Source organism: Flavobacterium sp. NPDC079362 (genome assembly GCF_050267765.1).
Lineage (GTDB): Bacteria > Bacteroidota > Bacteroidia > Flavobacteriales > Flavobacteriaceae > Flavobacterium > Flavobacterium azizsancarii.
Genome location: NZ_JBNNFM010000025.1, coordinates 14,658 through 39,371, shown reverse-complemented (window position 1 = coordinate 39,371; position 24,714 = coordinate 14,658). Strand labels below are relative to the sequence as shown.

Annotated in this window: 16 protein-coding genes; 12 read left to right on the top strand and 4 right to left on the bottom strand. The window is 33.2% G+C overall.

From position 1 onward, the window contains the following. Position 1 precedes the first annotated feature (1 nt). The 11 genes from ACQKCJ_RS18400 (at position 2) to ACQKCJ_RS18350 (ending at position 16,001) form a co-directional block, all read left to right on the top strand. The gene (locus tag ACQKCJ_RS18400; RefSeq protein ID WP_271337285.1) at positions 2-1,084 is read left to right on the top strand and encodes a bifunctional 3-deoxy-7-phosphoheptulonate synthase/chorismate mutase type II; all 1,083 of its coding nucleotides are present in this window, start codon (positions 2-4) and stop codon (positions 1,082-1,084) included. 428 nt (positions 1,085-1,512) lie between these two features. Further along, entirely contained in the window at positions 1,513-4,833 is a 3,321-nt protein-coding gene (locus ACQKCJ_RS18395) for a VIT domain-containing protein (protein WP_427402631.1), read from the top strand. 140 nt (positions 4,834-4,973) lie between these two features. Next, the gene (rsgA, locus tag ACQKCJ_RS18390; RefSeq protein WP_271337287.1) at positions 4,974-5,951 is read left to right on the top strand and encodes a ribosome small subunit-dependent GTPase A; all 978 of its coding nucleotides are present in this window, start codon (positions 4,974-4,976) and stop codon (positions 5,949-5,951) included. Between the two features lie 160 nt (positions 5,952-6,111). Beyond that, on the top strand, positions 6,112-6,564 hold the full coding sequence (dtd, locus tag ACQKCJ_RS18385) for a D-aminoacyl-tRNA deacylase (protein WP_271337288.1): 453 nt from the start codon (positions 6,112-6,114) through the stop codon (positions 6,562-6,564). 64 nt (positions 6,565-6,628) lie between these two features. Beyond that, the gene (locus tag ACQKCJ_RS18380) at positions 6,629-8,536 is read left to right on the top strand and encodes a DUF3857 domain-containing protein (RefSeq protein ID WP_427402630.1); all 1,908 of its coding nucleotides are present in this window, start codon (positions 6,629-6,631) and stop codon (positions 8,534-8,536) included. A gap of 5 nt (positions 8,537-8,541) precedes the next feature. Beyond that, positions 8,542-10,554: a DUF3857 domain-containing protein gene (locus ACQKCJ_RS18375; RefSeq protein ID WP_271337290.1), complete on the top strand. Its 2,013-nt coding sequence runs from the start codon at positions 8,542-8,544 to the stop codon at positions 10,552-10,554. A gap of 43 nt (positions 10,555-10,597) precedes the next feature. Beyond that, positions 10,598-10,924 carry a nucleotide pyrophosphohydrolase gene (locus ACQKCJ_RS18370; RefSeq protein WP_041518431.1) on the top strand — a complete coding sequence of 109 codons (327 nt, stop codon included), beginning with the start codon at positions 10,598-10,600 and terminating at the stop codon, positions 10,922-10,924. Positions 10,925-11,057: 133 nt separating this feature from the next. Then, a complete protein-coding gene (locus tag ACQKCJ_RS18365) occupies positions 11,058-12,281 on the top strand; it encodes a 3-phosphoshikimate 1-carboxyvinyltransferase (RefSeq protein WP_427402629.1) in 1,224 nt (407 codons plus the stop codon). Between the two features lie 355 nt (positions 12,282-12,636). Further along, positions 12,637-13,686 (top strand): tRNA preQ1(34) S-adenosylmethionine ribosyltransferase-isomerase QueA, encoded by a 1,050-nt coding sequence (gene queA / locus ACQKCJ_RS18360; RefSeq protein ID WP_213300092.1) that lies wholly within the window; start codon positions 12,637-12,639, stop codon positions 13,684-13,686. Positions 13,687-13,850: 164 nt separating this feature from the next. Continuing rightward, entirely contained in the window at positions 13,851-15,128 is a 1,278-nt protein-coding gene (gene kynU / locus ACQKCJ_RS18355; protein WP_427402628.1) for a kynureninase, read from the top strand. A gap of 441 nt (positions 15,129-15,569) precedes the next feature. Further along, entirely contained in the window at positions 15,570-16,001 is a 432-nt protein-coding gene (locus ACQKCJ_RS18350) for a YMGG-like glycine zipper-containing protein (RefSeq protein ID WP_427402627.1), read from the top strand. A 56-nt stretch (positions 16,002-16,057) separates the two neighbouring features. Here the strand turns inward: ACQKCJ_RS18350 and ACQKCJ_RS18345 are convergent, their stop codons facing one another. Together ACQKCJ_RS18345 and ACQKCJ_RS18340 are read right to left on the bottom strand one after the other, a co-directional pair. Further along, on the bottom strand, positions 16,058-17,869 hold the full coding sequence (locus ACQKCJ_RS18345) for a hypothetical protein (RefSeq protein WP_427402626.1): 1,812 nt from the start codon (positions 17,867-17,869) through the stop codon (positions 16,058-16,060). Positions 17,870-18,081: 212 nt separating this feature from the next. Beyond that, a complete protein-coding gene (locus tag ACQKCJ_RS18340; RefSeq protein WP_427402625.1) occupies positions 18,082-19,638 on the bottom strand; it encodes a hypothetical protein in 1,557 nt (518 codons plus the stop codon). Between the two features lie 115 nt (positions 19,639-19,753). On the opposite strand from ACQKCJ_RS18340, the gene ACQKCJ_RS18335 reads away from it, so the two are divergent. After that, a complete protein-coding gene (locus tag ACQKCJ_RS18335) occupies positions 19,754-22,144 on the top strand; it encodes a penicillin acylase family protein (protein ID WP_427402624.1) in 2,391 nt (796 codons plus the stop codon). Between the two features lie 413 nt (positions 22,145-22,557). On the opposite strand, the gene ACQKCJ_RS18330 is transcribed toward ACQKCJ_RS18335, so the two are convergent. Both ACQKCJ_RS18330 and ACQKCJ_RS18325 read right to left on the bottom strand, forming a co-directional pair. Beyond that, on the bottom strand, positions 22,558-23,001 hold the full coding sequence (locus ACQKCJ_RS18330) for a hypothetical protein (RefSeq protein WP_427402623.1): 444 nt from the start codon (positions 22,999-23,001) through the stop codon (positions 22,558-22,560). 226 nt (positions 23,002-23,227) lie between these two features. Then, positions 23,228-24,679 carry a serine hydrolase gene (locus ACQKCJ_RS18325; RefSeq protein ID WP_427402622.1) on the bottom strand — a complete coding sequence of 484 codons (1,452 nt, stop codon included), beginning with the start codon at positions 24,677-24,679 and terminating at the stop codon, positions 23,228-23,230. Positions 24,680-24,714: the final 35 nt, after the last annotated feature.

The window sequence follows — 24,714 nt, the reverse complement described above, 5'->3', positions numbered from 1 at the left end:
GATGGAAAATAAGAAAGAAATGAGAAAGTGGTTAGATGATTTCAATTTAAATCACCCACTTGTGATAGCTGGACCATGTAGTGCAGAAACGGAAGATCAAGTATTGAAGATTGCGCATGAATTAAAAGATTCAAAAGTTAGTGTATTCAGAGCTGGAATCTGGAAACCAAGAACGCGTCCGGGAGGATTTGAAGGTGTTGGAGAAATTGGTTTAAAATGGTTGCAAAAAGCAAAAGCTGAAACTGGTTTGTTAATGGGAACTGAGGTTGCGACTGCAGCACACTGTAAACTAGCTTTAGAACATGATATAGACGTTTTATGGGTTGGTGCCCGTACAACTGCAAACCCATTCGCAGTTCAGGAAATTGCTGATACCTTAAAAGGAACTGATAAAATCGTTTTGGTTAAAAACCCTGTAAACCCGGATTTAGCTTTATGGTTAGGTGGTGTTGAGCGTTTACACATGGCTGGAATCGAGAAATTAGGAGTTATCCACAGAGGTTTTTCTACTTACGAAAAAACAAAATACAGAAATATCCCGGAATGGCAAATTGCTATAGAATTGCAAAATAAATTCCCTGATTTACCATTAATCATCGATCCGTCTCACATTACAGGAGATCGTAAAATGATTTTTGAAGTAACGCAAGAGGCTTTAGATTTGAACTACGATGGTATGATCATCGAAACTCATTACGATCCGGACAATGCTTGGTCTGATGCTGCTCAACAAGTTACTCCAGACGCTTTGAAACAAATCATTAAAGATTTGACGATCAGAAAAACGGATGATACTACGGATCAGTACACTCAAAAAATGACAAAACTAAGAGCTAACATCGACGTTCTTGATGCTAACTTATTAGAATTGTTAGGAAAACGTATGAAAGTAGCTGACGAAATTGGTCAGGTGAAAAAAGATGCAAACGTAGCGATTCTTCAAAACAACCGTTGGAATGAAATCCTAGGAAAAATGATTCTTGAAGGGGAGAAAAAAGGTCTTACTGAAGAGTTTGTTTTGAAAATGTTCAAAGCAATTCACCAGGAAAGTATTGGTCACCAGGAAAAAGTAATCAACGCTTAATTTCTTTTTAAACCATATAAGTGATGTAAGTTAATTTTGAAACTATTTTAAAGTTCTCTTATAGCATTATTTAAAAATAGATTGTTTTTTTTAAGAATCTCCGGCACTTTGTAAAAGAAGTGTTGGAGATTTTTTTTTGGTTTAACACAAAAAAATAAAAGGTTAAATATGATTTTCTATACAAACATAGCCCAAGGTTTCAACCTTGGGGACAAAGATTGTGAATATGCATTGCGACCCCCAAATATCGCGACCCTTGATTGCGTCCCCAAGGTTGAAACCTTGGGCTATATTTTTCACAGCTTTTAATCTCAATAGGCTAATATTTTTTTATATAACTTATATGGTTTAATATTTTTTTTAAATCCATTCCAACCTTTTTAGATTTTATATGCTCTATAGTTATATACAAACTTAACTACCGCGTTATGAAATCAAAAAGACGTTTATCCAAGCCAGATTTTTTTCAGGTAAACTTGAGAATATTACTATTTTTCTTAGTGTTCTTTGGAACAAAAACTTTCGCACAAAGCCCTGAACTTACTGTAAAAGGTGAGGGTGCGGAAAAAGTGAGAATGAATAAACTAATCGTCAATGTAAAAGTGGTAGGAAATATCGCTTACACTACTGCCGAAATGCATTTTTTTAATTCGGGAACCCGCCAGATGGAAGGGGATCTTATTTTTCCGTTACCTGAAAATGTTTCGGTTTCAAGGTATACCATTGATATAAATGGAAAAATGCGTGAGGCAGTTCCGGTAAATAAAAATAAAGGGAAACAGGTTTTTGAGGCCATAGAACATCGTCGCGTTGATCCGGGATTGTTAGAGAAAGTCGATGGAAATAATTTTAGAACCAGAATCTATCCTATAATGCCAAATGGAGAACGTACTGTAATTATTGGTTACCAAGAAGAACTTTCGGCATTTGATAGAGATAATTTGTCTTATCAGTTGGTGAGCCGTTATCCTAAAAAACTCGATAATTTCGAAATGAATATTTCGGTTTTAGGAACTTCAACTTCGCCAACTGTCGCTGAAAACTCCGGTGATGCAATTGTTTTTTCAAAATGGAATCAATCTTTTCAGGCTTCTATAAAAAAAGAAAATTATCAGCCTTCTGAAAAGTTACTTTTTAAGATTCCGATTCAGGAAAATGCTCCAAGTGTTGTGATGCAGAATGTGGGTGGACAGCATTATTTTTATGGCAATACTTTTATCGAAGGAAATAAGATCGCTAAGAAAACACCAGTTTCTATTGGTTTGATCTGGGATAATTCCTTGAGCTCTAAAACAAGAGATCTCAAAAAAGAACTGGCTTTGCTGGATGCTTACTTTCAGAAAATAAAAAACACGAAAGTGACTTTGTACTTTTTGAATTATACTTTCGAAAAACAAAAAGAATACACCATCTCTAATGGAAATTGGTCTGAACTAAAAGCTGTTTTGGAACATACAAAATACGATGGAGGAACTCGCTTTTCGCAAATAAATTTCATAAACAATGACGAATATTTATTTTTTTCTGACGGATTATCTTCTTTGAGTGATAACGTTTTACCAAAAACAAAAAAGCCACTCTATGCGATCACGTCATCAGTTTCTGCTGATTTTGCCTTTTTGAATTACTCGGCAATGCAAACTGGTGGTAATGCTATTAATTTAAATCAGTTAAATCAAGAAAATGCTCTGGATAAATTGGTGAATACGAATCTGAAGTTTTTAGGTATTAAAGAAAATTATACAGTAACAGATTTGTTTTCAATACCGGGAACTTCGGCTTCAGGAAGTTTTAGTTTTTCGGGAATTTCTTTGAATCCAAAAAATGAAGTTACCTTATTATTTGGTTATAATAATGAAGCTGTTTTAGAGCGAAAAATTACTTTAGATGCAAGTCTTCAAAATACAAATGATGTAAATGTTGAAAAGCTTTGGGCGCAGAAAAAAATTGCAAATCTTGATTTTGAATATGCCAAAAATGCTGATGAGATTGAACTTCTGGGAAAAAAATATGGGATCATAACTAAGAATACTTCTCTGATTGTTCTGGAAGATATTCGCGATTATGTTGCTTATGATATTGTTCCTCCAGCAGAATTACGTGAAGAATTTGACAGAATTAAAAAGCAGGAAAATGATAGTCGTTTGGCACAGCAAAAGAATAATTGGGAGAGCATCGAGAGTTATTTTGAAGGATTAAATTCATGGTGGAAAAAGGATTTGAAATATGCTGCTCCAAAACCTTTGCCAGAACCCAAAGTTAAAAATTCCCGAAGATCAGTTAATAATACCATAAACAGAAGTTCAGGAAGAAATGCAAGTGCTATTTCAAGCAGAAGGGCAAATGTTGCGGCTGGTCAGGTTTCGGGAACGGTTTTAGATGAGGAAGGAATAGCCTTGCCGGGAGTGACCATAACTGTACAAGGAGAAAGACAAGGAGTTTATACTGATTTTGATGGTAAGTTTGTAATAAGAGCTGCCGAGAATAGTACACTTCACTTTAGTTATCTTGGTTTTGAGCGTTATCAGGTAAATGTGGGTGCAAATAATCAATTTACAGTTAGATTACGAGAATCTTCAGCACGTTTACAAGAAGTGGTTGTGACTTCATATGCTGCTCCTGTTAGAAAAAAAGATGTTTCATATGCGGTACAATCAATATCAGCTGAAGCGGTTTCTAAAAATGCTGATATATCGCAAGCGCTTGCCGGTAAAGTAGCAGGAGTTCAGGTACAATCAACACCACAGAATAATACGTCACTTGTTCAGGGAAATGAAACGCTTAAAGATGAAAAAGAAAATTCAGATACTGAAAATGTGGAATATGAAGATTCAGATGTAATTAAAAACGAACCTAAAACCTGGAATCCCGATAGATTATATCTTAAAGCTTTAGCAGCTGCACCAAAAGAAAGACAATATGAATTGTATTTTGAATTAAGAAACGGACAAGAAAGAAATCCAAGTTTTTATTTTGATGTAGCGCACTTTTTCTACAATCATGGCGATGTTAAAAAAGCATTGCAAATCATTAGTAATATTGCTGATTTAGGTTTAGAGAATCATCAGCTTTATAAAACGTTAACCTATACGTTGCGTCAATGGAAAGAGTTTGATGATGCATTATTTACTGCAAAACAAGTTGCAAATTGGAGAGCACACGAACCACAAAGCCTAAGAGATTACGCATTGGCTCTGGAAGATTCAGGAAAATATCAGGAAGCTTTTGATGAATTGATCAAAGCTTTAGAAGTAAATTATTACGGAGAAATGAGCGGACAATATGAAGGTGTAGAAGATATTATTTTGATGGATATTAACCGTTTAATGATCGAGCATAAAAATTTAAAAACAGGAAAACTTGACAAAAAGTATTTAGCAAAAATGCCGGTTGATATTCGAATTATAATGAACTGGAACTTGATGGATGTCGATCTTGATTTGCATATTATTGAACCAAACGGAGAAGAATGTTATTACGGGCATAAAGACACAAAAGCCGGAGCCAGATTCTCAAAAGATTTTACACAAGGTTATGGTCCGGAACAATACTTAATTAGAAATGCCGTGAAAGGAAAATATCAAATTAAAACCAATTATTTTGGTGAAAGCGAATTAACAGAAAACGGTCCGGCAACAGTCATGGTAGAAATTTATACGACAAGAGCAGGAAAAACAACCAAAACTTTAAAAACAATTCAGTTAGGTAAAATCAAGGAAAATGAAATATTAGCCGAAATAGTTTGGTAAACAGGTTATTTTTTAATGTCTGTTCTTAATTTTAAAAGGCGAAGTTGCGTTGTTCAATTCTAAAAACGTAATTTTGCCTTTTAATATATTTTAGATTTTCAACATAATTGAAAATCTAAAATAAACAATCTAAAATTTGAATGACAGGACTCGTATATAAATCTACAGGAAGTTGGTACACTGTAAAATCTGAAAAAGGCGATTTTATAGAATGCCGTATGAAAGGGAAGTTTAGGATGAAAGGTATCAAAAGTACCAATCCTATTGCTGTAGGTGATATTGTCGATTATGAACTCGAAGAAACCTCTGATACTGTAACGGGAACGATTTTTAATATTCACGAAAGAAAGAATTACATCGTTCGTAAATCGGTTAATTTATCGCATCAAATGCATATTATTGCGTCGAATATCGATCGCGTATTTTTATTGATCACGATTAATAATCCACCCACAACCTTCAATTTTATTGACCGTTTTTTGGTAACTGCCGAAGCCTATAATATCGAAACGATTTTAGTTTTTAATAAAATAGATACTTTTGATGAAGCCACTCTTGATGATCAATTGTACATGCAATATGTCTATCAGCAAATTGGTTACAAATGTCTTCGTGTTTCTTCTACAGAAATGAAAGGAATTGAAGAGTTAAAAGAAATGATGATTGGTAAAGTAAGCATGTTTTCAGGACATTCAGGTGTAGGGAAATCTACCTTGGTAAATGCCATGGAACCATCTTTGCATCTTAAAACCAAAACTATTTCTGAAGCGAGCAAACAAGGTCAGCATACTACTACATTTGCCGAAATGTATGATTTGTCTTTTGATGCAAAAATCATCGATACACCAGGGATCAAAGGTTTTGGGATTGTTGATATGGAAAAAGAAGAAATCAGTGGATATTTTCCTGAATTTTTTAAACTGAAAGATCAATGCAAGTTCAACAATTGTCTGCATAAAGAAGAACCGCATTGTGCTATTAAAGCCGCACTAGAAAGAGACGAGATCGCTTGGTCACGTTACAATAGTTACTTAAAAATACTGGAAGGCGACGATGAAAATTATCGTACAGATTCTTATGATGAAGATCGTAAAGCCAGTGATGAGATGAGAAAATAAAAAAATAAATTCCAATTTTTTAAATTCCAATTAGAAAAGAATAAGATGTCAATTGTAGAGATGCACAGCAGTGCATCTTTTTGTATCATAATTTCAAAAATCTGTTTAATTCGTGTAATCTGTGGCTAAATAAATTCACAATTTATAATTCACCATTAATATGAGAGTAGTTCTTCAAAGAGTTTCCCAGGCATCTGTAACTGTAGATGATCAAAAAGTAGCTGATATTCAAAAAGGTTTGTTGGTCTTAGTTGGAATTGAAGATCTGGATACTCAGGAAGATATCGAATGGCTGGTTGGCAAAATCATAAAAATGAGAATTTTTGGTGACGAAAATGACGTCATGAATTGCTCGGTTCAGGATATCGATGGTGATATCATTGTAGTAAGTCAGTTTACACTTCATGCTTCTACAAAAAAAGGAAATCGTCCTTCGTACATAAAAGCTTCAAAACCAGAGTTTGCTATACCAATGTATGAGAATTTCGTAAAGGCTTTAGAAAAAGAATTCAAAAAGAAAATCCAAACAGGGATTTTTGGTGCAGATATGAAAGTTAATCTGCTCAATGACGGTCCTGTAACGATTTTAATAGACAGTAAAAACAGAGATTAATATATTATTAGAGAAGTGTTAAAGGTTTCTAAAAATAATATATATTTGGCGAAATTACTTACTAATGAAATTAACTTTTTCCGGGTTATTCTTTTTCTTACTTGTTAATCTTTGTTCTGCCCAAAAGACAGATTTTGTTTTTACACCAGTTTCTGATAGTCTTAAAGAAAATGCCAATGCAGTGGTTCGTCTGAACCAATTAGATATTAATATTGTTTCGCAGAGAGATATGAATATCAAGACTCAGCGAGTAATAACTGTCTTAAATGAAAAAGGTTTAGCTGAGATCGATGCATATCAGCACTATGACAAAAGAACCACTATTAAAAACATTGAAGCAACAGTTTATGATTCTTCAGGTAAGGAGATTAAGAAAATTAGGCGAAAAGATTTTACAGATCAAAGTTCTGCCGGCGGTAGTACACTTTTTTCGGATAATCGCTATTTGTATTTAAATTATACACCAATTTCATATCCATTTACAGTAATTTTTAACTGCGAAATTCAAACTTCAACTACAGCCTTTATTCCCGTTTGGTATCCGTTGTCCGGTTATTTTTTAAGTGTTGAAAAAAGTGTCTTGAATGTCACATATCATAATGCACTTGGTTTTAAGAAAAAAGAATCTCAGTTTTCTGATTTTAAAATAAAGAAAGCTTCAGATACAGATACTAAGCTTTCTTATCTCGCAACTAATATTTTAGCTCAAAAACCGGAAGATTATAGTCCTGTTTTTAAAGATTTATATCCAAAAGTTGCCATGAGCTTAGAATATTTTAATTTAGAAGGTATTGATGGTAATGCAAAAGATTGGAAAGAATATGGCAAGTGGTTTTCGGATAAAATTTTAACAGGGACGACAAATTTACCAGAAGAAACAAAAACAAAGATAAAAGCTTTGGTAGGCAACGAAACAGATCCTGTGAAAAAAGCAAAAATTGTTTATCAATTTGTACAGGAAAAATCCAGATATGTAAGCATTAAGGTAGGAATTGGAGGTTGGAAACCAATGTTGGCAAGCGATGTAGACAGATTAGGTTATGGCGATTGCAAAGCATTGTCTAATTATACAAGAGCATTATTAGATGCAGTAGGAGTTCCGTCTTATTATACTGAATTATACGGTGATTCGAATTTGATGGATATCGATGAAGATTTCTTTTCCATACAAGGAAATCACGCTATCTTATGTGTGCCGGATAAAGATAAATATGTTTTTTTAGAATGTACAAGCCAGGATGATCCTTTTGGATATCAGGCAAACTTCACGGATAACAGAAAAGTTATTGTTATTAAGCCTGATGGAGGAGAAATTATAAGAACAAAAATCTATAATCCATTAGAAAATTCGCAATCAAGTAAAGGAAGTTATATAATAGATGATAAAGGACATTTTTCTGGTCAGGTAAATATTATGTCTGAAGGTTCTCAGTATGGTACAAGAGAGCGTGTGCAGAAATTACAGCCAACAGAAAAAGAATCGCATTATAAAGAGTACTGGAATAATATCAATAATTTGAAACTCGGTAAAATTACTTTTACCAATAACAAAGAAAATATTCAATTTACTGAAGATGTACAAATAAGCGCTATTGATTATGGAAAACTCACAGGAAATAAAATAATTTTTACTGTTGATGCTTTTAATCAAAGTTCGGGGAATGTTAAAAGAATTAGAAATAGAAAAAATCCATTCCAGATTCAGCGTGGCTATTTAGATACAGATGAAATCGAGATTAATTTACCAACAAGTTTTGCAATCGAATTTCTTCCTTCAAACTTCGAATTGAAAGGAAAATTTGGTGAATACAAAACTGAAATAATCAAAAAAGAAAATAATAAACTGACTTATAAACGCTCTATATTTATAAATAAAGGCAATTATTCAAATAAAGAATTTGATGAATATCGTCTTTTTATGGAGCAAGTATCAAAAAACGATAACGCCAAAATTATACTAACCAAGAACTAACCAAAATGAAAATTATTAAATTTTTTAGTCTGTTAATTGTGTTACTATTTACTCCAAAAGTAATAGGACAGGAATTTAAACTGGGAAAAGTCTCAATTGCTGAATTAGAGCAGAAAAAGCATCCTAAAGATTCATCGGCAGCTGCCGCCATTTTGTATAAAAAAGGAAAAACCAGAATAGAATTTGATGTGAATTCTGGCTTTGTAAGTGTTACAGAAGTAGAGACAAGGATTAAGATCTATAAAAAAGAAGGTTATAAATGGGCGAACCAAAGTGTTTGGTATCATAATGAGTCTGATTTTAAAGAAAAAGTAGCTTTTAGTGATGCGGTTACTTATAATTTAGTAGATGGTAAGATTGAGAAGATAAAGTTAAAAAGCGATGGAGTTTTTGATGAGGCAGTCGATAAGTTCAGAGGGCAAAAAAAGATCACAATGCCTAATGTCAAAGAAGGCTCTGTTATTGAATTTAGTTATATAATAAGAAGTCCAAGTGCCCGAGTAATAAAAGAGTGGGGTTTTCAGACCAGTATTCCGGTAAATTACTCAGAGTTTGTGACTTATATACCGGAATATTATGTCTTTAATGCGAGGCAGAAAGGATATGTTTTCCCTAAGATCACCAGGGTAAAAAATACCAGAACAATAGTTTTTACAAGTAAAGAACGAGGTGGGATAAATAATCCCCTAACATCATTTACTTCGGATAAATTAAATTATACCGAAACACAGACAACGTATGTAGCTGTAGATTTTCCGGCAATGAAAGACGAAGCCTATGTTAATAATATTGATAATTATTCTTCAAGTATTCAACATGAATTGTCGATGACGAAATTCCCGCAGGCAGAGATGAAAATGTATTCGGTTGATTGGAATGCAGTTGTGAAAACAATTTACGAATACCAGGATTTTGGTCCTGAATTGAACAAGTCCGGATATTTTGAAGAGGATTTAAGAAAGAAATTAGAAGGAAAAAATACAATTGATGAAAAAATACTGGTCGTACTGGATCATGTAAAAACGAATGTAAAGTGGAATGATTATTTTGGATACAACTGTGATAATGGTGTTAAAAAAGCATACAAAGAGAAGACAGGAAATATTGCGGATATCAATTTGATGTTAACTGCTATGCTGCGTTATGCAGGTTTAACTGCAAATCCGGTTTTGGTAAGTACCCGTGCCAACGGAATTTCAATTTTTCCAAATAGAACTGCTTTTAATTATGTTATTGCTGCAGTTGAAACTCCAAATGGTAAGATTTTGTTAGATGCATCTGATAAATTTTCGACTCCAAATGTTTTGCCTTTGAGAACTTTAAATTGGTCTGGTCGATTGATTAGAAAAGACGGAAGTTCTGAAGAAGTAGATTTGATGCCTCAAAAAACTTCAAATGATATTGTTTTCATGAGTTATAGTATTGATGCAGAAGGTAAGGTGACAGGAAAAACCAGAAGGCAATGTACAGATTATAATGCCATGATTACAAGAGAGAATATTAATGGGCTTAAAGAAGAAGAATATTTAGAAAAGCTGGAGAATAGAAATAACAAAATCGAAATAAGCGAATATTCAAGAACAAACGAAAAAGAATTATTGTTGCCTACTATGGAAACATATTCATTTACCGGAAATAATTTATGCGAAGTAATAGGAGGGAAAATATATGTAAGTCCTATGTTATTTTTTACAAATGAACAAAATCCTTTCAAGCAGGATGTCAGAGAATATCCAGTTGATTTTGGATTTCCTTTTATGGATAAATATAGTATAACACTTCAAATTCCTGAGGGTTTTACTGCTGAGGTATTGCCTGCTCCATCAATTATTAATATGGAGGATAATTTAGGAAGTTTTAAGTTTATTATTGCCGCAACCGAAAACATGTTGCAGATTAATATCCAACATCAAATTAATGAAGCTATTGTATCTACAGAACAATACGAAATGCTTAAAGAGTATTATAAAGGAATGATTGCAAAAGAAACTGAAAAAATTGTTTTAAAAAGAATATAGCAGTATTAAAGATTAGGGCTAATTTTGTAAAAAAAATATAACTATGGACTTGAAAAATGCACAACTTGATGTAGATACCTGGATAAAAGAACACGGGGTTCGCTATTTTAATGAGCTTACTAATATGGCACAACTTACAGAAGAAGTAGGTGAGGTTGCCAGAATTATTGCTCGCAGATATGGCGAACAGTCAGAAAAAGAAAGTGATAAGAACAAAGATTTAGGCGAGGAACTGGCTGATGTAGTTTTTGTAGTTTTATGTCTTGCCAACCAAACCGGAATTGATTTACAAGCCGCCTTTGATAAAAAAATGGATTTGAAATCAATTAGAGATAAGGACCGTCATAAAAACAACGATAAATTAAAATAATTGTGAAATATCACTCATAAGTTTTGAATTATGAGTTTTGAATTTTGAATTATGAGTGGGGAGTGGTAAATTGCGTGGCGAATTACGTTTCTAATCATTCATAATTCATAATTTACAATTTATAATTTAAAAAATGAATTTACTACTTCAAACAACTCAACATAATTTACAAGGCCAGATTGCAGTAACAGGATCAAAAAGCGAAACAAATCGTTTATTGTTGCTAAAAGCATTGTTTCCAAATATTACACTTTCTAATACTTCAAACTCTGATGACAGCGAAGTAATGCAAAAAGCCCTGATTGGTAATGACGAAATTGTCGATATTCATCATGCAGGAACAGCAATGCGTTTTTTAACTGCTTATTTTGCTGTAAATGAAGGTCGTGAAGTAGTTATGACAGGTTCAAGCAGAATGCAGGAACGTCCGATTAAAATTTTAGTGGAAGCTTTGGGACAATTGGGAGTTGAAATCTCTTATGAAAAAGAAGAAGGTTATCCGCCAATCAGAATTAAAGGAAAAAAAGTAACGTCTTCAAAAGTTACTTTGGCAGCAAATGTAAGCAGCCAGTATATTTCGGCACTTTTACTTGTAGCTTCAAAATTAGAAAATGGTTTAGAGCTTACTTTAGAAGGAGAAATTACTTCGATTCCGTATATCAAAATGACATTGGCCTTGCTAAAAGATTTAGATATTCAGACTAGTTTTGATGGAAATGTAATCAAAGTATATCCAAAAGCTGAAGTGGTATCAAAAGAAATGGTAGTAGAATCTGACTGGAGTTCAGCATCATACTTTTTTAGTTTGGTAGCTTTGGCCGATACAGCTTCAATAACATTGAGCAGTTACAAAGAAAATAGTTTACAAGGAGATTCAGAATTGGTATCGCTTTATGAAAAATTAGGAGTTCAGACTACTTTTCAGGATAATAAAATGACGTTGGTAAAACAAGAGAATTTTAAATTTGAACCAATAAATTTTGAACTAAATAATACGCCGGACATTGCACAAACAATTGTAGTAACTTGTTTAGGTTTAGGAATTGGTTGTCATTTAACAGGTCTTCATACTTTAAAAATTAAAGAAACGGACAGACTTGAAGCGCTTAGAATTGAATTAACTAAACTTGGAGCTAATATCTCGGTTACAAATGACAGTTTGACTTTGACAGCTTCAGACAATATCAATCATAATGTAAAAATTGCTACTTACAACGATCACCGTATGGCAATGGCATTTGCACCTTTAGCATTAAAAGTGCCAATCATTATCGAAAATGCTGAAGTAGTTTCAAAATCATATCCCGATTTCTGGAATGATCTGAAAGCTTTAGATTTTCAAATTTCAGAATTGTAAATAAAAATAATCGCCACGAATTCACGAATTATTTTTTAATTAATTCGTGAATTCGTGGCGGAAAAACACATAGCCCCTAGTTTTAACCAGGGGCTTTTTTACGTTTTGATTTTCGGCTTTAGCCAAATAAAAACATTTACAATTTTTGGCAGAATTCAAATTAAATGAACTTATATCACTTATATGGTGAAAAACCATTTTTTTATGTTGTCGAAACACCACTAAATCAACGACTTTTGAAAATAAACATCAAAACACTTGACAACGCCTATCTCACAGTCGTATATTTGCAGACGATTAAAAATCAGGTATCCAAATAATCCTGATCTAAATCTATAACTCATAACTTTCTCAAATGAAATTATCACATTTTCAATTTAATTTACCGAAAGAACTTTTAGCGGAATTCCCAGCAGAAAACAGAGACGAATCTCGTTTAATGGTAATCGATCGTCAAAAACAAACTATAGAGCACAAAATGTTTAAAGATGTTATCAATTATTTTGATGACGGAGACGTTTTGATTCTTAACAATACTAAAGTTTTTCCTGCACGTTTGTACGGAAACAAAGAAAAAACAGGAGCAAGAATTGAAGTTTTCTTATTAAGAGAATTAAATTCAGAGCAACGTCTTTGGGACGTCTTAGTTGATCCGGCTCGTAAAATCCGTATCGGAAACAAACTTTATTTTGGTGATGACGATTCATTAGTTGCTGAGGTAATCGACAACACGACTTCTCGTGGTAGAACTTTACGTTTTTTATATGACGGTTCTTATGAAGAATTCAGAAACAAATTAACAGAACTTGGAGAAACTCCAATTCCTAAATACATCAGTAGAGAAGTAACGGCTGAAGATGCTGAAAGATACCAAACTATTTATGCAAAAGAAGAAGGAGCTGTAGCTGCACCAACTGCAGGTTTACACTTCTCAAAACACCTTTTGAAAAAATTAGAAATCAAAGGAATCAATTTTGCTGAAGTAACACTTCACGTTGGTTTGGGAACTTTTAACCCGGTTGAGGTTGAAGATTTGTCTAAACACAAAATGGATTCTGAGGAATTGATCATCAAACAAGAAGCTTGTGATATTGTAAATGCAGCTAAAATTGCTAAAAAACGTATCTGTGCTGTTGGAACAACTTCGATGCGTGCTATTGAAAGTTCAGTTTCATCTCAAAATACTTTAAATCCTTTTGAAGGATGGACAAATAAATTTATTTTCCCTCCTCACGATTTTAGTATTGCAAACTGTATGATTACAAATTTCCACACACCAAAATCAACATTATTAATGATGATTTCTGCATTCTGTGGACATGATTTAATGAAAAGAGCATACGAAGAAGCAATCAAAGAAGAATATAAATTCTATTCTTACGGAGATGCGATGTTAATCATCTAATTCGTTAAGCGAAATAAAATAAGAAAACCTGTCAGTGATGACAGGTTTTTTGTTTTTAAAATGTTTCAGGTTTCATGTTTCAAGTTATCTTGAACGTTAAACTTGAAACCTGAGACTTGAAACAAAAGAAACATTTCCTATTTTTACGATTCAAAACAAAAAAAATGACTTTTCAAAATACACGCGAATTCGCACGAGAGCTTGATTCGCAAGACACATTAAATCAGTATCAGGATCAATTTATATTTCCTAAAGTAAATGACAAACGCGTAATTTATTTTACAGGAAACTCTTTAGGATTACAGCCCAAACGTACCAAAGCTTATATTGATGAGGTTATGAACGATTGGGCAGATCTTGCTGTTGAAGGACATTTTTATGCTCAAAAACCCTGGTGGGACTATCAGGAAAGATTTGCAGAACCTTTAAGTAAAATTGTGGGCGCTTTACCATCAGAAGTTACGGTTATGAATACTTTGACCGTGAATCTTCATTTATTGATGGTTTCTTTTTATCAGCCAAAAGGCAAACGTTATAAAATTATTTGCGAGGAAAAAGCATTTCCTTCAGATCAATATATGTTTCAGAGTCAGGTACATTTTCATGGATACAAAACAGAAGATGCAATTGTAGAAATTAAACGTCGCGAGGGCGAACACAATATTCGTCTGGAAGATGTTCTGGCAAAAATTGAAGAAGTTGGCGATGAACTGGCTTTAGTATTGATTGGCGGAGTTAATTATTATACCGGACAAGTTTTCGATATTAAAACCATTACAGAAGCCGGACAAAAAGCCGGAGCAAAAGTAGGATGGGATTTGGCACACGCCGCCGGAAACATCAAATTGGAGCTTCATAACTGGAATGTAGATTTCGCCGCTTGGTGTAGTTATAAATACATGAATTCAGGGCCAGGGAATGCTTCCGGTTGTTTCGTACACGAAAAACATCACAATAATCCTGATTTACCAAGATTTGCAGGTTGGTGGGGACATAATAAAGAACGCCGTTTTAAGATGGAACCAAATTTTGATCCGGTTCATGGAGCTGATGGCTGGCAGATTAGTAATTTGCCGGTGCTTTCTTTAGCGCCTTATCTGGCATCTGTAGAAATGTTTGCTGAGGTTGGAATGGATGCTTTAATCAAAAAAAGAGATCACATTACATCTTATCTTGAATTCATTTTACATGAAATTGATAAAGAAGTAAAAGGAAATTTCGAAATCATCACACCTTCAAATCCAACAGAAAGAGCGTCTCAATTATCTGTCTTTTTACACGGAGAAGGAAGAAGTTTATTTGATTATTTAATGAAAAACGGAGTAATTACAGATTGGCGTGAACCCAATGTTATTCGTCTGGCGCCAGTTCCGTTATATTGTTCTTATGAAGACATGTACGACTTTGGACAAATACTGAAAAAAGGAATTTTAGGAAAGTAAGAGTTAATTAATCTCGCAAAGATGGGAAGTAGCCAGGTTTCTAATTAAAGACAGTAGGTTCTGTTTGTCATTTCGAGGAACGAGAAATCACACACGAAACTCCGTATCTAGAATCGTCAATCTTTGTCGATCAGCGAGTGTGATTTCTCCTTCGTCGAAATGACACTAAATGAGAAAAAAAAAGCATTTTTGCGAGATTATTTTTTAGATAACAGCCTTAAAAATTATCTGCTTAAATCTGTAAATAATCTGCGTGAAACAAATGTTCAGGTAATAAAAAGAAATCCGTTTTAAATCCGCGTCTTGCTTTAGCAATCCGTTTCATCCGCGTCTAATTTTAGAAAGAATCTTCAAATTCTGTAACCATTAGTCTAAATCATGTAACGGCATCAATATATATCTTCTTTAATTTGTAGAGTATAAATTTTTAAAACTACAATCATGAAAAGCTTATGTATTTTATTAGTTGCTTTATCTGTCATTTCTTGTCAAAATCAAGGAAAAGAGGATATTAATAAAGCAAAACAAGCTAGCATTGATTCGATGAAAGTTGAAATTAATAGACAAAAAGTTATTGATTCAATGAAGACAGAAATGGCTAAGATTCAGGAAGAAAAAAGAGTTGAGTCTCAAAAAGTTGTTGTTGTGCATCAACAAGCGGCCGCGACAGGAACTACAACTACAACTACTACTAAAAAGAAAGGATGGAGTGCTACTGCCAAAGGTGCCGTAATTGGTGCTGGAGTTGGTGCTGCAACCGGAGCAATTATAAGTAAGAAAAAAGGAGAAGGAGCTATTATTGGTGGTTTGGCAGGGGCTGCTTTAGGAACTGGAACGGGTGCTGTTATTGATGGCAAAAAGAAAAAAGAATAGATCAATTTCTTATATAAATAAAAACCCCGATTTAATTTAAATCGGGGTTTTGTGTTTTAAGCTAATTCAAGAGTTGGAATTTTAATTTTTGATAATTCCAATCTATAAAAATCAAAATCGTTTTTAATCTTATTTAAATCATTTTTAAAATATAAAGCGGGAGATAATAAGTTTTGATAATATTCAATTCCTTCAAGAATATTGGCTTTAAAAGTGTTCCATTTTTTAAGTTGGGAATTAGTAATTTCTCCTGAAATATTTTCGATTTCATTCCTGAAATAATCGACATACATCTTTAATTCTTTTACAAATAAATTAGGTCTGTCATTAGTTCTTATTACGGACTTATTTCCGTAAATATGACTCACCATGTCAGACAACGAAACTTCTTGGTCAAAATAAGCCATATTTGGCCCAGGACAGATTATTACGCCTTGTGCCTGGCCTTTTATTTTAATATCATTCTCTAAATATGATGCATTGGCAAGACCAACACATAAACAAGATTTCTCGGTAATAGAGAATTTTGCTTTTTCGAAAGCCTTAGACGACATCGTTTCCTTTATATTTTCTAATTCTTCGAGTTTATGATCCTGGAATTTTTTCGAAGCAGTACAAATTCCGTGTGGATCGTATTCCTTACTAAGAGCTAAAAATTTCTTTGGGCAGGAACTTCCTGCTTTATTTTGATCTATGCGTTTTTGTCTTAAAATTTCATTTGTAGTTCCCCTCAAAGTATTAAACGGAACTCCTAATGGCGAAATATGACTTAAATACAAATCTTCTTCTTTGGCATCCATTAATAATTCACGGGTGGCTTTATCTACAGAAGTCGCTTCCGGAACCAGTAAAAATGGAGAGCCCCAACCTACAGAATCAACTTTGTACTCGTCTAATAAAAATTCATGTTCTTCAGCAGTTCCTACGCCGCCCTGAACTGTAATTTTTAGAGGTAAAGGATTTTCTGGTGCGTAGATTTGTTTTTGCTGTAATACTTTTGTCATCAGCTCATGTGCAGATTGAATAAGCTGATCCTTTTTTTGTTTAAATTCTTCCAGAATAGGTCCTAATAAAAGACCATCCGTAGCAAAAGCGTGTCCGCCGCAATTTAATCCCGATTCAATACGATATTCAGAAACCCATAATCCTTTTTTAGCTAAAAAATTTCCCTGAATCATGGCTGATCTAAAGTCACTAACTTTTAGAATAATTTTCTTTTTAAGCTCATTGTTTAGATTTGGAAAAAAATCCGAAAAATTCTCGAAATAACTGAATAATCTTGGATTCATTCCTGCAGAAAGTACAACAGATGATTCAAGATTACTATTTGCAAAACCTCTTAAGGCAGCATGAGCATCATTGAATTCAATTGGTAGTTGTTCGTTTTTTTCGAAATTGTCTTTGTCCAGTTTTGTCATGATATTTACATCAATTAAACCAGGAGAAAGATGTGATTCGATGTAATTTTGAATGTTTTCTTTAAAAGAAATTCCATCGTCTAATAAACTCTGAAATCCTTTTTTAATATCCGAAGTATTTGGTAACATCGCAATATAATTTTCAACGGCAGTTTTGCTTTCTATTAATTCAGCTTTAAAACTGTCGAATTTTTCTTTTACAATTTTATCGACCAAGTTAAGATAAGATGTAATTCTTTGTGCTCTGTAATCGTGAAATTTCTGACTTATTTCTTCGTAAGGAAGATTGAATTTAGTGCTATAAAAATTACGCATTTTTTCAATCAAATCATCATCGGCTATAGAAACGACAGATGAGATTCCATATTGCGCTACTCGAATTGGGCTGTCGATCGTATACGCGAGACCCATTACAGGAATATGGAAAGTATGTAAAGGTGGCTTTGTCATTTGTTTTTAAATTAAAATAAAAGCAAATGTTGGGAAAAATATCCTCAAAAAAGATGATAATTGTCAGGTTTTAAAATAGTTAAAAATGATATGAAAGGAAAAAGGGTTACCACGAATTTCACGAATCTACACGAATTTTATTCGGATTGAGTAAAAAATAATTTGTGCTAATTCGTGAAATTTGTGGCTAAAAAAAATCGAAACCAAAAAGACTAAATCAAAATCTTCTTGAAAGACTCCGCTATACTTCTCCATAAAAAGTTGTAGAATGATTTTTCCTGAATTCGTTCCAATTCAACATCGGCCTTTTTGGTTTTATCATCAGAATCATTTTTTAGCAATAAATTAACCACGGCAGATTTTAATTTTGCTTCTTTTTCAGGATGTTTCTTTTTGTATAATTTTACTTTTAGATCTTCATAATCCAAAGTAGCATTTCCTTTTGCGGTATTATCATTTCCATAAAAATTAAAATGATATTTATTGAATTTTCCTGTAAACGTAGTATTGATATACGGTTTCGTAAAACGTTCCATTGCAGCCACATTAAAATTAGCAATGGTTCCCTGAATATGAAAACTATCTTTTAGATCCAGAACATTAAAACTCCAATCAACATCAAGAGGAGATGTTTTCATGAAAAGGCAATTCACTTTTATTTTTACATCAGCCATTTTTTTTAAGCCAAAACCACTTTTTATGTTGGTGATATGCATATTAAAACGATCAAAATTTAAAACACCCGGACCTTTCGAGAAATCAATTTCTTCTTCATAAACCAGTTTTGATTTTAGGATTTGTATCGTATCTATTTCAAGCGGAAATTTAATTTTTCTTAGTAAATGATTGTACAAATATTTTTTGCTTAAATCATCTTTCGGCATTTTGTTGCGGTAAATGTTCGCATCAGCGTGATTCACAATAAGTGAATTTGCTTTAAAGAAAAAGCGATCATCTTTAAAACCCCAATCCATTTTTTCGATGTGGGCTGAATCTAATTTAATAGTATAAATGTCTTTTTCTTTATCTAATCGCTTCACAAATTCTTTACGGCTGAATTCAGGTAAATAGGAGAAATTCTTAACCTTCAGAAAATTGTTCTCCGTACTTATTTGTCCAATATTCATATGATAAAATGCGCTTGGTTTGTAGTATAAACTATCACATACCAAAACATATTTTTCGAAACGCATCGGGATTTTTTCTTTCAGAGTAGCATCCGTAAGTAAAATGCCTTCCAGTTTCAGAATAATTTTTTTTACACTAAGAATAGGTTTGTTATTATCTAGAGAAACCACATCGACTGTTCCGTCATTCAAATAAATATTGGAGACGGCAACAATTTTTCGGAATGGTTCAATGATTTCGTTTTTTATGCTTTTGCTGTTATTCAAAAGCTTTTCACCTTTTTTATATAAAATCACACGAGGTTTATTGATAATAATACTTTCGGCCTGAATAAGATCGTGAAAAGCCAAATCCCAAATATTAAAATGTTTTATTGTGATGGATTCAATTTTAGAAAACAACCCGTTTTTACTGTCTTTAGGCTCGTTTTTAGGACTTACTAATAATGTTGTCGCATTTATATTTCGTGATAGAAGCGAAACTTCGATTTTTTCGTAATGAATGTTATAAGCCGTGTTGTTCTTCTCGTTTATAATAATGGGTAATTGTTTTTTTATCCAATAATTGAGGCCAATATTGACTAAAATCACAAAAAGAAAGACTGAAATTACACCGATTGCTATTTTTTTATAGATTGACATTTATCATATTGGTTTTAAATACATAAATTTAGATTTTTAAAAACGATATTCTTTACACGATTATATCTTTAAGTTACATCATTACCCAATCATTTATCATTATACTTTTTTGAATATGAGAAAAATTAAAAAAATTCTGCTGGTTTTATTAGTCTTGATTGTTGTTCTTGGAATTGGTTTGTGCGCTTATATTTTTCATTTGAAACCCAAATATGAAGGAGAAGTGCAATTGAAAAATCTTGAAAAGGAAACTACAGTTTATTTTGATGATTTTGGAGTTCCTCATATCTACGCCAATTCTGAAAAAGATGCAATGACAGCCTTGGGTTATGTGCATGCGCAGGAAAGATTATGGCAAATGGAATTGCTTCGCAGAATTGCTCCGGGAAGATTATCGGAAATCTTTGGTTCTGTTGCGCTTAAAAATGATAAATTTTTCTCCGGAATTGGTATTGAAGAAGCTTCGGCGAAAGCCATTGCCAAATTAGACAAAAATAGTCAGAGTTATAAAATGACAATGGCGTATTTAGACGGAATTAATCAATATCTGGAAGAAGGAACTACGCCAATTGAGTTTACGCTTGTTGGAGTTAAGAAAGAAAAATTTACCATAAAAGACGTTTATAATATTTTTGGATATATGTCTTTTAGTTTCGCGATGGCTCAAAAAACAGATCCTTTATTAACCGATATCCGCAATAGATATGGCGCGGAATATTTGAAAGATTTAGGAATTGAAGGCGAATTTAATACCACACAAATTAAAAGTTCAAAAGAGAATATTGAAGAATATACTACGATTGCAAAATCTGTAGCTGCTTTGTTGGATAATTCACCAATTCCGCCTTTTGTGGGAAGTAATAGTTGGGTTGCCGGACCCAAGAAAACCAAAAACGGAAAAGTGATTTTTGCCAATGATCCGCATATTGGTTTTTCGCAACCTGCGACTTGGTACGAAGCACATTTAATTACCCCTGATTTTGAATTATATGGCTGTTATCTGGCAGGAACTCCGTATCCGTTATTGGCGCACAATCGTGATTATGCTTATGGATTAACGATGTTCGAAAATGATGATATCGATTTTTATCAGGAAAAAAATAAAGTTGGAGATGCAAGCCAATATCAAACGCCAACAGGTTTTGCTACTTATGAAACCAGAAAGAAAACAATAAAGGTAAAAGATACTTCGGATGTGGTTCTGACGATTAAATCAAGCCGACACGGACCAATTATGAATGATTTATTGGATCGTTTAGATCGAAAAAATCCAATTGCAATGTCGTGGATTTATACGCAACAACCCATTCAGATTTTAGATGCGGTTTACGGACTTTCGCATGCAAAAAGCAAAGACGATTTTAGGAAAGCAGTTCAATTGGTTGCTGCGCCGGGATTGAATGTAATGTATGGCGATGCAAAAGGCAATGTGGCTTGGTGGGCGACAGGAACGCTTTATAAACATGATAAAGACGTGAATTCATTTTTTATTCTGGATGGTGCCAGTGGAAAAGATGATATTAAAGAATATCTGGATTTTTCTAAAAACCCATCAGCCGAAAACCCAAAATGGGGTTATGTATATTCAGCCAATAATCAGCCGGAAGCGATTGACGGTTATTTGTATCCGGGATATTATTTGCCGGAAGATCGCGCCAAAAGAATTTCAGGTTTAATGGATGCAAAATCTGATTGGGACAAAGAAGCAATCAGCAAAATGATTTTTGATAATACATCGCCAATTGCTCCGGGCGTGGTTCAGAGTTTAATTTCGAATGTAAATACTGCTTCGCTTTCAGCAAAAGAAAAAGAAGTAATTACGGTTTTGAAATCCTGGAAAGGAACTAATAATCTCGAAGATGTTGCGCCTACGATTTATAATAAATGGGTTTATTTATATCTCAAAAACACTTTTGAAGATGAAATGGGTGAGGATAATTTTAATTTATTTCTGGGATTATCTTTAGGAAAACAAATTATTGCCAGACAAATTGAAAATGAAAATTCGGTTTGGTGGGATAATATTAAAACCAAAAATGTAAAAGAAACCAGAAGCGAAATTGTTTCAAAATCATTTCACGAATCCGTAAAAGCGCTTCAGGAACAATTAGGCGAAAAAGTTGCTGATTGGAACTGGGGAAAAGTTCATACAGTAGAACATGAACATCCGTTAGGGAAAATTGCTGCATTGCGCAAACTTTTTGATGTTGGCCCATTCGCAGCGCCGGGATCAAATGAAGTGATAAACAATCAATTCTTCGGACTTACAAAAGAAGGCAAGTATTATGTAAAAGGCGGACCGTCAACCAGACGAATTGTAGATTTCTCTGATATCGAAAACAGCTGGAGTATTTTGCCAACCGGACAATCCGGAAACCCTTTCAGTAAACATTACGACGATCAGGCGGAAATGTACAATGCAGGTAAATTCAGAAAAATGAAATTGAATAAAGAAGAGATTATAAAAACATCAACGAAACTAGTTTTGAAACCGAAGAAGGAATAGTTTCTTTTTGTTTAAGGTTTAAAGTTTCAGGTTTGGTTTACCGCAAAAATCAAAAGAGTTTCACTTGTGTTGATCTTTGTCAAAGTTTTTAAACTAAGACTGTAAGGAACTTTAATTTTAAAGGTATAGCAAATAATCACAAAAACATTTCACACAAAATAACCATAATAATTGTCATTTCGAGCTAAGGGAGAAATCACACGCGGGGAGAACGCATTGTTGCCGAGCCACTTTATGTGATTTCTCCCTTAGGTCGAAATGACAAAAAAGGCGTATGTCAACTTTGCGTTTTTGCTTTCGACAAAGTTCCTTACACCCTTGGTCTTAAACTTTGACAAAGATTTCGGCATTAAAGAAACCTTTGCCTCTTTGCGCCTTAAAAAAAACTTAGCAGCTCAGAACCTCAGAACCTTTTATTTATATTTTCCCCGAACAACATCATTGGCAAATATTTCCAGATTATAACCCAGAGCATCATTAGTAATCATAACATTTGCAGCTCTATAAGCAGTATCTTGTTTGTATGTTTTAAGTAACGTTTCTAGTTCTATTTCATTATAAAATGCAAACATATTATAAACGGCATCTCTGAAATTTTTATAATTAATGCTTTCAGATATTTCCACAGTTTTTTGGTCGTTCCATTTTTCTTTAAGGGCGGCTTCGTTTATTGTTTCTAAGCAAAAATCAATAACGTAATTTTTGTAATGTGCTGCTTCAACAATTTTGTCAATTATAATTTTGTTTTGTTGAGTAGGCATTGGAACTGTTTGAGTTGCTGTTTGAGAAATACAAAAGCCCGGTATAAACAGACATAGTAGTAACGCTAAAAGAGTTTGCTTCTTTAAATTTTTCATAGGTTAAATAAATAATGTTTACAGCCTGAAAGGTTGTAAATCAGGTTGATTTGGGATTTTAATATTCTTATTTTGGGCAGGGCTAAAATAGTTTTTTTATACTAAATATGAAATTGGAAAAAACATTTTTCAAATAAAAAACTCTGATCATTTTGGTTTTAAACCAGAACGATCAGAGTTGGTAAGATAAAGATTACCGCTATTGAATAGCTTGCTTTTTTAGCTGTTATTTTTTTAAAAGTTCCTCTAATGCTTTTTTGCCGGCATCATTTTTAGGATCAAGTTCTATTGATTTTTTATAATTGGCAATGGCTAATTTTTTATTTCCATCAGTCAAATAAGCTTCGCCTAAGCTATCATAAGCATTTCCTGATTTAGGATATGTTGCTGCATTTATTTTGAAGACTTCAATAGCTTCTTTTGTTTTTCCGGTTTGTAGTAACTGATAACCCGCCTGATTCATGTCATTTTCTTTAATAACATATATAGGATCATTTTTTAGTTTGTTATAAGTATTTAAACCGCTTGTAATTCCTTGCTCTGAAAACGCATCAAGTAATTCGAGTGCCAAAGATATTTTTGGCGCTGTAAAAGGCTGATTGTACAAAATAGCACGAATAGATTCCGTTATTTCATTTAAAACAGTTCCTCCGGTATTATTCAATAAAACAATTAAATTTTTATCAGCAGGAATACGATAAATAATAGTATTAAAACCATTAATTCCACCACCGTGTTGTGTAACTTTTACTTTGCCTGCAGAACCGTTGTCCGCTTCTTCAATAAACCATCCATAACCATAAGAACTTTTTCCGGCTTTGATATAAGAATTAAATAAAGATTCCATTGATTTTGACGAAAGCAATTTATTAGTATAAAGCGCCTGATCCCATAAATATAAATCTTCTACGGTTGAATATAGAGAACCCGCAGCATACGGAATACTCATGTCGAGATAAGGGGAATTGATGATTTTTTTACCTCTTTTCTCATAACCTGAAGCTCTGTTTTTTAATATTACATCACTGTGATCATAACCGGAATTAACCATTTTTAACGGAGTAAGAATTGTTTCCTGTAAATATTGCTCGTATGATTTTCCGGAAATTTTCTCGATAATATATCCCAATAAAAAATATCCTGAATTGCTGTAATTAAATTTCTCGCCAGGCGTAAATTCCAGAGGTAAACTTGAGAATGTTTTTACAAATTCTTCGGGAGTATAAGGGTTTCGGCTTTTGTCTTTAAAGAAATTAGGAAGCGAAGTATAATTTGGAATTCCAGAGGTATGTGTAAGTAAATGATGAATGGTTATTTTGTCACCAGTCGCTTTTGGATAATCCGGTAAATAAGTGGTAATAGGAACGTCTAATTTTATTTTTCCCTCTTCGGCTAATTTTACAATCAGGAAAGCAGTAAATTGTTTACTGATGGATCCTAATCTAAATTTAGTATCAGATTGATTTGGGACATTCCACTCCATATTGGCAGAACCGAAACCCTTTTTTAGAATCACTTTTCCGTTTTCGGCAACCAATGCAGATCCATTAAATTGACCGTATTGATTGTATTTGTTTAAAAGGTCTTCAATTTGCTTGGTTTTGTCCTGTGCAAACAGAGTAAAGCTGAACAATATTGCCAAAAGGCATATTGCAAGTAGTTTGATTGGTTTTTTCATAATGATCGATGATAATTGATTATAGTTAATGAATT

Coding starts and splice junctions, on each gene's coding strand:
- ACQKCJ_RS18335 (WP_427402624.1), top strand. CDS start 19,754: ATGAGAAAAATTAAAAAAATTCTGCTGGTTTTATTAGTCTTGATTGTT.
- ACQKCJ_RS18375 (WP_271337290.1), top strand. CDS start 8,542: ATGAAAATTATTAAATTTTTTAGTCTGTTAATTGTGTTACTATTTACT.
- ACQKCJ_RS18330 (WP_427402623.1), bottom strand. CDS start 23,001: ATGAAAAATTTAAAGAAGCAAACTCTTTTAGCGTTACTACTATGTCTG.
- ACQKCJ_RS18345 (WP_427402626.1), bottom strand. CDS start 17,869: ATGACAAAGCCACCTTTACATACTTTCCATATTCCTGTAATGGGTCTC.
- ACQKCJ_RS18350 (WP_427402627.1), top strand. CDS start 15,570: ATGAAAAGCTTATGTATTTTATTAGTTGCTTTATCTGTCATTTCTTGT.
- ACQKCJ_RS18340 (WP_427402625.1), bottom strand. CDS start 19,638: ATGTCAATCTATAAAAAAATAGCAATCGGTGTAATTTCAGTCTTTCTT.
- rsgA (WP_271337287.1), top strand. CDS start 4,974: ATGACAGGACTCGTATATAAATCTACAGGAAGTTGGTACACTGTAAAA.
- ACQKCJ_RS18370 (WP_041518431.1), top strand. CDS start 10,598: ATGGACTTGAAAAATGCACAACTTGATGTAGATACCTGGATAAAAGAA.
- ACQKCJ_RS18400 (WP_271337285.1), top strand. CDS start 2: ATGGAAAATAAGAAAGAAATGAGAAAGTGGTTAGATGATTTCAATTTA.
- ACQKCJ_RS18395 (WP_427402631.1), top strand. CDS start 1,513: ATGAAATCAAAAAGACGTTTATCCAAGCCAGATTTTTTTCAGGTAAAC.
- ACQKCJ_RS18325 (WP_427402622.1), bottom strand. CDS start 24,679: ATGAAAAAACCAATCAAACTACTTGCAATATGCCTTTTGGCAATATTG.
- ACQKCJ_RS18380 (WP_427402630.1), top strand. CDS start 6,629: ATGAAATTAACTTTTTCCGGGTTATTCTTTTTCTTACTTGTTAATCTT.
- queA (WP_213300092.1), top strand. CDS start 12,637: ATGAAATTATCACATTTTCAATTTAATTTACCGAAAGAACTTTTAGCG.
- ACQKCJ_RS18365 (WP_427402629.1), top strand. CDS start 11,058: ATGAATTTACTACTTCAAACAACTCAACATAATTTACAAGGCCAGATT.
- dtd (WP_271337288.1), top strand. CDS start 6,112: ATGAGAGTAGTTCTTCAAAGAGTTTCCCAGGCATCTGTAACTGTAGAT.
- kynU (WP_427402628.1), top strand. CDS start 13,851: ATGACTTTTCAAAATACACGCGAATTCGCACGAGAGCTTGATTCGCAA.